General features: G+C 65.3%; 12 protein-coding genes and 1 tRNA gene. 7 read left to right on the plus strand and 6 right to left on the minus strand.

From position 1 onward, the window contains the following. Positions 1–23 precede the first annotated feature (23 nt). The 3 genes from cysC to AAGD32_08695 all read right to left on the minus strand — a co-directional run bounded on the left by cysC (position 24) and on the right by AAGD32_08695 (position 2,758). Positions 24–635, minus strand: coding sequence for an adenylyl-sulfate kinase (gene cysC, locus AAGD32_08685; GenBank protein ID MEM8874323.1), 612 nt, complete (start codon positions 633–635; stop codon positions 24–26). A gap of 5 nt (positions 636–640) precedes the next feature. Next, complete coding sequence (locus AAGD32_08690) at positions 641–1,744, minus strand: glycosyltransferase (protein ID MEM8874324.1); 1,104 nt, start codon at positions 1,742–1,744, stop codon at positions 641–643. Positions 1,745–1,867: 123 nt separating this feature from the next. Next, on the minus strand, positions 1,868–2,758 hold the full coding sequence (locus tag AAGD32_08695) for an inositol monophosphatase family protein (GenBank protein ID MEM8874325.1): 891 nt from the start codon (positions 2,756–2,758) through the stop codon (positions 1,868–1,870). Between the two features lie 119 nt (positions 2,759–2,877). Between AAGD32_08695 and AAGD32_08700 the strand changes: the two genes are divergently transcribed. Genes AAGD32_08700 through AAGD32_08710 form a run of 3 tightly spaced genes read left to right on the plus strand, consistent with a single transcriptional unit; the run spans position 2,878 to position 4,780 of the window. Beyond that, positions 2,878–3,780 carry a hypothetical protein gene (locus AAGD32_08700; GenBank protein MEM8874326.1) on the plus strand — a complete coding sequence of 301 codons (903 nt, stop codon included), beginning with the start codon at positions 2,878–2,880 and terminating at the stop codon, positions 3,778–3,780. 5 nt (positions 3,781–3,785) lie between these two features. Beyond that, a complete protein-coding gene (locus tag AAGD32_08705) occupies positions 3,786–4,340 on the plus strand; it encodes an RNA polymerase sigma factor (GenBank protein MEM8874327.1) in 555 nt (184 codons plus the stop codon). Continuing rightward, a complete protein-coding gene (locus AAGD32_08710; protein MEM8874328.1) occupies positions 4,337–4,780 on the plus strand; it encodes a hypothetical protein in 444 nt (147 codons plus the stop codon). The genes AAGD32_08705 and AAGD32_08710 overlap by 4 nt, the downstream gene beginning before the upstream one ends. 19 nt (positions 4,781–4,799) lie before the next feature. Here the strand turns inward: AAGD32_08710 and modB are convergent, their stop codons facing one another. Further along, positions 4,800–5,414, minus strand: a complete 615-nt coding sequence (modB, locus tag AAGD32_08715) for a molybdate ABC transporter permease subunit (GenBank protein ID MEM8874329.1) — start codon at positions 5,412–5,414, stop codon at positions 4,800–4,802. An 8-nt stretch (positions 5,415–5,422) separates the two neighbouring features. Beyond that, entirely contained in the window at positions 5,423–6,142 is a 720-nt protein-coding gene (gene modA, locus AAGD32_08720; GenBank protein MEM8874330.1) for a molybdate ABC transporter substrate-binding protein, read from the minus strand. Positions 6,143–6,180: 38 nt separating this feature from the next. Here modA and AAGD32_08725 point away from each other — a divergent pair, with 38 nt between their 5' ends. From AAGD32_08725 to AAGD32_08740, 4 genes are all read left to right on the plus strand, one after another. After that, positions 6,181–7,086 (plus strand): hypothetical protein, encoded by a 906-nt coding sequence (locus AAGD32_08725; GenBank protein ID MEM8874331.1) that lies wholly within the window; start codon positions 6,181–6,183, stop codon positions 7,084–7,086. Between the two features lie 25 nt (positions 7,087–7,111). Beyond that, positions 7,112–7,690 carry a LemA family protein gene (locus AAGD32_08730; protein MEM8874332.1) on the plus strand — a complete coding sequence of 193 codons (579 nt, stop codon included), beginning with the start codon at positions 7,112–7,114 and terminating at the stop codon, positions 7,688–7,690. A gap of 49 nt (positions 7,691–7,739) precedes the next feature. Then, complete coding sequence (locus AAGD32_08735; protein MEM8874333.1) at positions 7,740–8,552, plus strand: peptidoglycan recognition family protein; 813 nt, start codon at positions 7,740–7,742, stop codon at positions 8,550–8,552. Between the two features lie 103 nt (positions 8,553–8,655). Then, positions 8,656–8,729 (plus strand) — tRNA-Pro (locus AAGD32_08740). Between the two features lie 251 nt (positions 8,730–8,980). Here AAGD32_08740 and AAGD32_08745 read toward each other — a convergent pair. Further along, positions 8,981–9,107, minus strand: a 127-nt coding sequence (locus AAGD32_08745; protein MEM8874334.1) for a flagellin, incomplete at its 5' end; no start/stop codon positions are given.

Consider the following 9,107-nt stretch of genomic DNA (forward strand, 5'->3'; position numbering starts at 1 on the left):
CGCGGGCACCTTCGGTGCTGCCGCTACACGGGGAGGATGTTTTTATCGCGGAGCAGGGCGAGCACCTGCTCCACTTCCTGGTCGAGGGTCAGTTCGGCGGTGGGCAACTTTAGCGCCGGGGACTGCGGTGCTTCGTAAGGATCGTCGATTCCGGTGAACTGCTTGATCTGGCCGGCCCGGGCTTTCTTGTACAAGCCTTTGGGGTCGCGAGCCTCGGCCGTCTCCAGCGGCGCGTCGACGAACACCTCGAAAAAGGGCACCAACCCCTTTTCGTGCAGCGTCGCTACGGCGGCGCGGTCGGTGCGGTAGGGGCTGATGAAGCTGCTGAGCACGATCAGGCCGGCGTCGGCCATGAGCTTCGCCACTTCGCCGACGCGGCGGATGTTCTCGGTGCGATCCTCGGCGGAAAAGCCTAGATCCCCGCAAAGGCCGTGGCGGACGTTGTCCCCGTCGAGCCGGTAGCAGGCATGCCCGGCCGCGAGCAGCGCCTTCTCCACGGCCACCGCGACGGTCGACTTCCCGCTTCCCGAGAGCCCGGTGAGCCAGAGGGTGCAGCCGGTCTGATTCAGCACGCGGCGACGGTCCGCGGGCGTCACGTCGCCGCCGTGCCAGACGATGTTGTCGGCTTTGGGCATATGAGCTAAATGAGATTGCGAGCGTGGCCGACCTCGTCGAGGACCTGCTGGAGGTTGCGGGCGGCGGCTTCGTCGGAGTAATGGGCCGCGGCTTGCAGGCGCGCGGCGGCACCGAGCCGGTTGCGTGTCGTTTCGTCGGTCCAGAGGCGGTCGATCGTCCGGGTCAGTTCGTCGACATCGCGGTTCTTGACGAGCAGGCCGGTTTGCTCGTGCTCGATGTAGTCCACCGTGCCGGGCGAGTCGGTGGCGATGAGCGCTCGGCCACTCATCATCGCGTTGATCACCGTGACCTGCCCGCTGGCGGTGTCTTCGTTGTCGATGGGTACGACGTTGACGCGTGCCTCCTGTTCAAGCTTGCGGCACTCGTCAAGCGACAAGCCCCTGTGTACCTCGACGTTATCGGGCAAATCCAAACCCTCGACGGCCGACTGACCGGCCACGATGACCACGCGATGACCGAGCCGTTTGGCCGCTTCGCCGAGCGTCCGGTAGTCGCGCTTGGCCGTACCCATCGCGAGGATGAACGGATCGTCCTCATTCTCGTCCGCGAGATGCCCGACCATGCCGCGTTGTAGCGGCATGAACGTGAACCGATCTTCGGGCCAACCGATCCATTCGGCGTACGCCTTGACCTCGAAGCGGCTATGCACGATGAAACGGTCGACGTGCTTGAGCGCGAAGCGGGCCAGAGAACGTTGCAGGCCGCCGTGGAGCTTACCGAGGTTGAAGGTCCACGCGACCACGGGGATGTTCTTGCGGCGTTTGAACCGCTGCCGCATGCCGACCAGCACGGGCAACTGCGGGAACAGCGTGACAATCCCCGACGGCGGGTCGGTCACAGCATACTCCCAGACGAGCTTGGCGTGTTGATTGTGCTTGCGCCACTCGCTCATTGGCGAAGTGCCACCACGGTTGTGCCAGTTTTCGTTGGGCGTGGGCCGGGGGATCTTGCGGAGACTGTGCCACTCGGGCATGCCCAGATCGAACCACGGGCTGTCCTCGGACCCGAAGAACGGAGCAGCGACGTACCAGTGGAGTTGATCGGCACGCGCGGCTTTGCCATCGGCCGACCGCAGCCCGTCAGCCGGTGTTACCGCGTGAAGTTTCATCACTGAGCCATCCATAGGGCGCTTATCCGAGGCATCGGTCTTTGAGCGGTCTGGCGTGGGAACGGGCAACGGCACGGGTGGATAATTCAACTTCGACACCCGGACGATGTCGAATTGGCCGGCTCACACGCCAAGCACGTCCGAGACGGCTGATAATACCGCGTCGTGAAAACGCCCGCTGGTAGCAACGACGCCGCGGTTGTCTTCCAGTTTACGGCCACGCGAGAAATCGAGCGGCTTTCCATCTACATCGGTCACCCGGCCGCCCGCACATTCGACACAAATCAAACCCGCCCCGTGGTCCCAGATGCGCTCCCGATAACCCGGACGCGTCGGCAGACGCAGGTACACCTCCGCGTCGCCCAGCGCGACGGCGGCGTACTTCGCCTGACTGTCCATCCGCAACGGGTCGCGGCCGATGCCCAGAGCGCGGGCGATTTGCACCGACTGGTCTTGGTCGGAATGGCCGGATTCGACGGATTCGACCAGCCGGGCTTGCGTCGGGTCGGTCACCGTGCTGACCGAAAACGGTGGCGTTTTGCCGCGCTCGGCGGCGAGGACGGTACCACAGTTGAGCGCCGGGCACGCCAACGCCCCGAGCACCGGTGTCCCTTCCTCGATCAACGCCAGGGCGACGGCGTATTGGTCGTTTCGCAAAAAGCCCTTGGTGCCGTCGATCGGGTCGAGCGTCCAGAATCGCCCTTTCGCCTCGGCGTGGCCACCGGCGTCGAGGCGGCGCATCACGTCCGCTTCGCTCGCCCCGGCCAGTTCGCAGACCTTGGCTCGCACCGCCGCATCCTCCCGCAGCGCGTCGGCCGACTCCTCGCCAACCACCGGGATGCCCAGCGGCTCCAGCGCCTCGATCACGATCGCCTGCGACGCCAGGTCCGCGACCGTCACCGGGCTGCGGTCCTTTTTCTCGATGCTCTCGGGCGTGACCATCTCGGCCCGCACCCGCTGACAAACGTCCGCCGCCTTGCGCACGGCCGCCTCGGCGGCTTGTAGTAACTCCATGCGGCAGATCATGCGATTCGCCGGCGTGATATCCAACCCGCCCGAAAAATCTCCGACCCCGGCGCGAAATCCGACGCCCGGCATCGTTGGTATCTTGAAAACCCCACAAGGACACACCCATGCGAAAACATATCCTCCCCGCCGCGCTACTCGCGTCGACCCTGCCGCTGACCACCCTCGCACAAGAGGGCGGGTTCGGCGGCGAATTCGGCGGCCGGCAAAACGTGCAAAAACCCGTCTACGACGCGCCGGACGACGCCAAATACTTTGACGAGATCAACCTTTACAACGCCGGCGTGGGCCAGGTGATCGACTACTTCCGCGACAGCGATCCGACGTTCCAGGCGATCATCATGACGCCCGAGCATGCCGACGCGGTTCTGCCGCCGTTGCAGCTCAAAAATATGCGCGCTCACGACGTGCTGGCACTGCTCAACGGTGAGCGTTTCGACAACTTCGTCATGGAAGTCGTGCATGAGCAGGTCGGTGGCAGACTGATCTACAAAATCCACGTCCACCCGGCCCATGGCCGAGTCACGCCCCAAACGGAGCAGGAAGTCCGCACTTTCGCGCTGGGTTCACCGATCGAGGACGGCGACGACATCCTCGGCCTGCTCGACCAACTCGCCGCCACCCTCCCCGGCGACACACCGCCGACACTCCAGATCCACCGCGAGACCGGCATCGTCATCGCCAAGGGCTACGTCCCCCAACTTAAGGCCATTGAAAGCCTGTTCGACCGACTTCAAGAAACGAAGGATTGGGATGGTTGGCGACAGGAGTTTTTTGTACTCCAGGAAAAGGCCGAGCAAGCGACCCGCCAAGTCGCGGGACTCACCGCCCAACTCGAGGCCCAGCGCTTGGAAAACGAGCTGCTCAGGAGGCAACTTGCACAGACGGAACAGCGTCTTGCACAGACGCAAGAACGTAACGACGAGCAGTCTGCTGTCATCATCAGGCTGCAGCGCACCGTGGACGCACTCGAACAGGCCAACGCTTCCGACGCGGAGTACGCGGATTAGACCGCTTGTCGACGCCCGACGCCGAAACGGATGACACCCCCGCCCTCACCACGGCCATGGCCCGCGGTGAGCGGTCGGCCGTCGAGACCTTCTACCGGCGGCACTTCGACGGCATGCTCGCCGACGCAAGCCGAAACACCCGCCGCGACGAACACTTTTGCCTCGACGTCGTGCAGGACGCGACGCTCAAGATCGTTCGGAGTATCAAGCCGATGCGCGACGCCGCCCATTTGCGTCGCTGGGTCCGTCGGGTCGTGCTCAACGCGGCGATCGACCGGTTGCGGGCCGAGCAACGCCGCTCGACACGGGAGCGAGCCGTCGCCGGCGCGCCGTCGATCGACCCGGCCGACGACGTGGAACTCGCGGAGCGGATCGCGGACCTGCGCCGACGCGTTGGCCGGCTCGACGCGGCCAGCCGGCGTCTGCTGCTGCTCCGCCACGTCCGCAATATGACCCTCGCGGACATCGGCCGCAAGCTCGGTCTCGGCCCCGGCGGCGTCGACAGCCGACTCCGCCGCATCGTCAGACGCGTCCGCACCTCGCATCCGGAGCAACCATGACCACCAAAGCCCACATCCTCGAACTTGCTCTGCGGGCAGCCGACCGACGCCGGCGGCAACGCCGCTTCGCACGGGCATCAGGCGTTGCCGCGGTGTTGCTCGTTGCCGGTGGCAGCTTGCTGTGGGCGCTGGCGACGCCCGCGCCGGACGAGACAAGTCCTGACTTGATCGCAAATCCCTCGTTGTCCAAGCCGGTGACACCGCCACCGTCGGTTCCCGCGGTCACGGTCATCGCCGCCGGGCCGCTCCGGCATGTGAACGTGATCAGTCATGACCCCGGACTCGAACACGTCACCTGGCTCGACGACACGCAGTTGCTCGACACGCTCGCCGACGCCGGCCTCGATGCGGGACTCGCCTATCACGGCGACCGGGCGTTCCTGCTCCCTCGCGGGTGGACGCTGCACACGACGGCCCCCGGTGACCGGGACGACAAGTAGCCCCGGGTGGTCCCGGTACTCACTTCGCCACTGCGTTGTGCGCGATCACGAGCAGCACGGCCAACATCGCCAACAAGCCGGCCGGATACGCCGCGGCGATCAGGTCACCGCGCTCGAAAGCCGCGTAGACAGCGATGGGCAGTGTCGTCTTTCCCGGCAGCCAACCCAACACCATCAGCGTCGCACCAAACTCCCCCAGACCGCGGGCGAACCCAAGCAACAACCCCGCCGCGATGCCGTGTCGGGCCAACGGGAGATCGACGTGCCAAAGGGACTGCGACCGACTCGCGCCGAGGATCCGAGTTGCATCGCGCAGGTCCGGATCGATCGCCGCGAATGCCGCCCGGGTCGGCAGGTACACCAGCGGCAGTGCGACCACCGCTGCCGCGATGATTGCCCCGCCGACCGTGAACACCATCGGCACACCCAGCCACCCTGCCGGCCCGCGATTGCCCAGCAGCACCACCAACGCAAACCCCACCACCGTCGGCGGCATCACCACCGGCAAAAGCACCGCCACTTCGAGCCAACGCAAACGACGCCGCGCCACGAACCACGCCAATGGCACCGCGATCAGTGCCGCCAACATCGTCGCCGCCGACGCGACCTGCAGCGAAAGCCAGGCACTTTGCACGAGCCCACTCATCGCGCTCCCGCTGGTTCGGAGCCACGTTGCTCCGCAACGCTGGGGCCTGGCAAATCCGAAACACCAGCGTTACGGAGCAAAGCGGCTCGGTCGACGAAACCATGCGCTTCAAACGCCAGCCCTGCCGTCGGTTTGTGCAAGAAACCGGCGAAGCGATCACCGGTGTCGGTGAAATACGTTGCTCGGTAATCGATCGGATCGTGCAACGCCGGGTCGATCGGCACACCCTCGGCATCGGTCGCATATACGAGTGCGGCATCCACCTCGCCGCGTTGCACATACGCCAACACCTGCCGGACGTTCGCCCCGTACACAAGCCTGCCGTCGAGGTCGTCCCATACCCCGGCGGATTGCAACGCTTGCCGGGCGTACTTGCCCGCCGGGACGGTGTCTGGCGCGCCGATGGCAACTCGGCCAATGTCGTCCAGTTCGTCGAGCGACCCGACGCCAACCAGCACGAGCCGGTTGCCCGCGACCGGCGTCCCGTCCAATGAATCGTCGGCGAGGACGGTCACGTCGTACCCGGCCCCCGCGAGTTGCTGCTGAACGATCTTGCCACTGGAGGCAAAGACCAGTTGCACACGCACGCCGGTCTCGACCTCGTACGCCGCGGCGATCTCTGGCATCACCTCCGCCAGACTCGACGCTGCTCCGACGGTGACGGTCGCGCGGTCGTCGCAACCGAGCAACAGAAGGATGAGCAGCAAGAAGCGCACGGCGACACGTTACCCGGATTTGCGGTTACCGTGCGACCATGCGTTGGATCGTGGCGGGCATCGACGAGGCGGGGTACGGGCCGATCCTCGGGCCGTTGTGCGTCGGTTGCCATGCGGCCGCGGTCGAGGCCGACGGACCGCCCGACCTTTGGGATCTGCTACGCCGCGTGACGAGCAAGAAGCGTGACACCCGCAAGATCCACGTCGCGGATTCCAAGAAAGTGCACGTCTCCAAAGATCTGAGTCGGCTCGAAACGGCCGCACTGGGCATGATCGGCCCGGACTGGCGTCCCGACGTGCCGAGCCTGCCGTGGTATCAGACCATCGGACCCATCCCGATCTCGGTGGACGCGACCGCCGTCACGATCCTGCACAACGCCTACGTGGCCGAGTGCGACCGGCTCGGCGTCGAGACCGTCCACCATGTCGCCCATGTCTACGGCGAGGACGTGCTCAACCAGCGATTCGCCGCGACGAAGAACAAAGCGTCGGTCCTGTTCACCGCAACGGCCGTGCATCTGCAAAACCTGCTCGGCGATTTCGCCGAGCCCGGCGTGCGGCTGCACATCACCTGCGACCAACACGGCGGCCGCGACAGCTACACCGGCCTGCTTCGGGATATGTTCGGCGACTGGGACTTGACCGTCGTCGAGGAAACCGACGGCATAAGCACCTACGACCTGGCACAAGGCGGGGCGATCGCGACGGTCAGGTTCGCCGAAAAGGCCGATAATCACTGCTATTCCGCCGCCGCCGCGAGCATCCTGGCCAAGTATGCCCGGGAAGCGCTCATGCATCGGTTCAACGCGTGGTGGGCCGAGCGTGTGTCCGACCTGAAGCCGACCGCCGGCTATTGGACCGACGGTCTACGTTTTCTCGAGGACATCTCCAACACCCGCACCGCCCTCGGGCTTGACGAAGCGGCCCTGCGGCGGTCAAGGTAGGTGCCCACAAGCAAGGAACCTTCCCATGTCAGCGATCGTCGTCATCCTGCTCATCGCGTTCATCGTCGTACTCGTCGTCGGCGGCGGCCTGGCGCTCTGGGGCATCGGCGTCTACAACGGCCTGGTCCGCGGCCGGGAGGCGGTCAACAACGCCTGGGCCCAAATCGACGTGCTGCTCAAGCGTCGCCACGACCTGATCCCCAACCTCGTCGAAACCGTCAAGGGGTACGCGAGCCATGAGTCCGAGACGTTCGAAAAGGTGATTCAGGCCCGCAACGGGGCCGTGGCGGCGACCGGCCCGCAGCAATCATCCGCGGCCGAGGGGATGCTCACCGGTGCCCTGCGGCAACTCTTTGCCGTCGCCGAGGCATACCCCGATCTCAAGGCCAACCAGAACTTCATGCAGCTCCAGGCCGAACTCTCCACCACGGAGGACGAAATCGCCGGCGTCCGCAGCCGGTACAACGACGTCGCCAAGGGCTACAACATCAGCGTCAAGGAGTTCCCGCGGAACCTGCTGGCGGGCATTTTCGGGTTCAACGAAGAGCCGTACTTCGAGGTCGAGGACGCCGAGGTACAAGCCGCCCCGAAAGTTCAGTTCTGACCGTGGATTTTTTCAAGAGGCCCGCCGGCCGAGTCCGATATCAGCACGGATGAACACACTGCGCGCGACGATTTTCCTGACGCTGGGCGTGATGCTGGCCGCCGGTTGTGAGACCACGACCAGGCCGGTGGCATACACGTCGAGCGATCCGGTGCCCGTCGCGCCGCACGAACGGCACAAGGGCAGACAAGCCAGCCACCGCACGCCGGAGATTCAGCCGCACCGTTCACAGCACGTCATCGCCGTCCCGACGGCCTGGCGTCCCCGTGCGACCGCCCAACCTTGGCGGTACATCGTGATCCACCATTCGGCCACCACGGGCGGCAACGCCCGGACCTTCGATCGGGCCCACCGCTCCAAGGGCTGGGACGAGTTGGGTTACCACTTCGTCGTCGGCAACGGCCACGGCTCACGCGATGGCTTCGTCGAGGTCGGCCCCCGATGGACCAAGCAGAAGCACGGTGCCCACGCCAAGACCGCCGACAACCGCTACAACCAGCGCGGCATCGGCATCTGCCTCGTCGGCAACTTCGACAACAAACGCCCCACCCCCGCCCAGCAGGCCGCCCTGACCAAGCTCGTGGCCTATCTCATGCACGAGCACAACATCCCGGCCTCCAACGTCATCGGCCACCGCGACACCAAGCCCACCGCTTGTCCCGGCCGCAATATGAACGTCGCCGTCGTCCGCAACCAGGCCCTGCGCACCCTCGCTGCGGCCAACCTCCCCGCCCCCGACGGCCCCGCCCTCACCGCCGCCGAGATCGACGAAATCGACTGGGATCACCCCGAGGAGCACGTACATCACGCCAGCACGTGTTCGGGCTGCGACCATCACGATCACGGAGAAGACGCGGAGTGAGAAAGGCGGATTGCGGAGCGAAGAACAGCTTCTTCATTCCGCAATCCGCCTTCCATCTTCCGCATTTCCCTCGGCCCTGATCCGCGCCTAATGTGCCGACCTGCGGGATGTAGCTCAGCTTGGTAGAGCGCTGCGTTCGGGACGTAGAGGTCGCTGGTTCGAATCCAGTCATCCCGACTCACGATCGAGAGTCCACACAACGACGGTCCGGCGCACCTACTCATGCGTCCGGGCCGTCACTTTTTGGTCGGTGGGCATAGCCGCGAGGAAGTACGGACGTTCACGTCGCATTTCGGTGCGTCAAGACTGCAAACAGGCGATTCTGATTGTCCGTAGTGCCTTGAGCCGCCACGCCCGGGCGTGACCCAACGCGAACGCCCCGGTGCATTTCTGCACCGGGGCGTTCGCTTAAAGAACTTGAATCAGGTTTAACCGAGAAGCTGTAGCGCGAGCTGCGGGCTCTGGTTGGCCTGGGACAGCACGTTGGTGCTGGCCTGGCTCAGGATCTGCTGACGGGTGAGCTTCGCCGTCTCCTCGGCGAAGTCCGTGTCGCGG

It is taken from the genome of Planctomycetota bacterium, from assembly GCA_039182125.1.
Classification (GTDB): domain Bacteria; phylum Planctomycetota; class Phycisphaerae; order Tepidisphaerales; family Tepidisphaeraceae; genus JBCDCH01.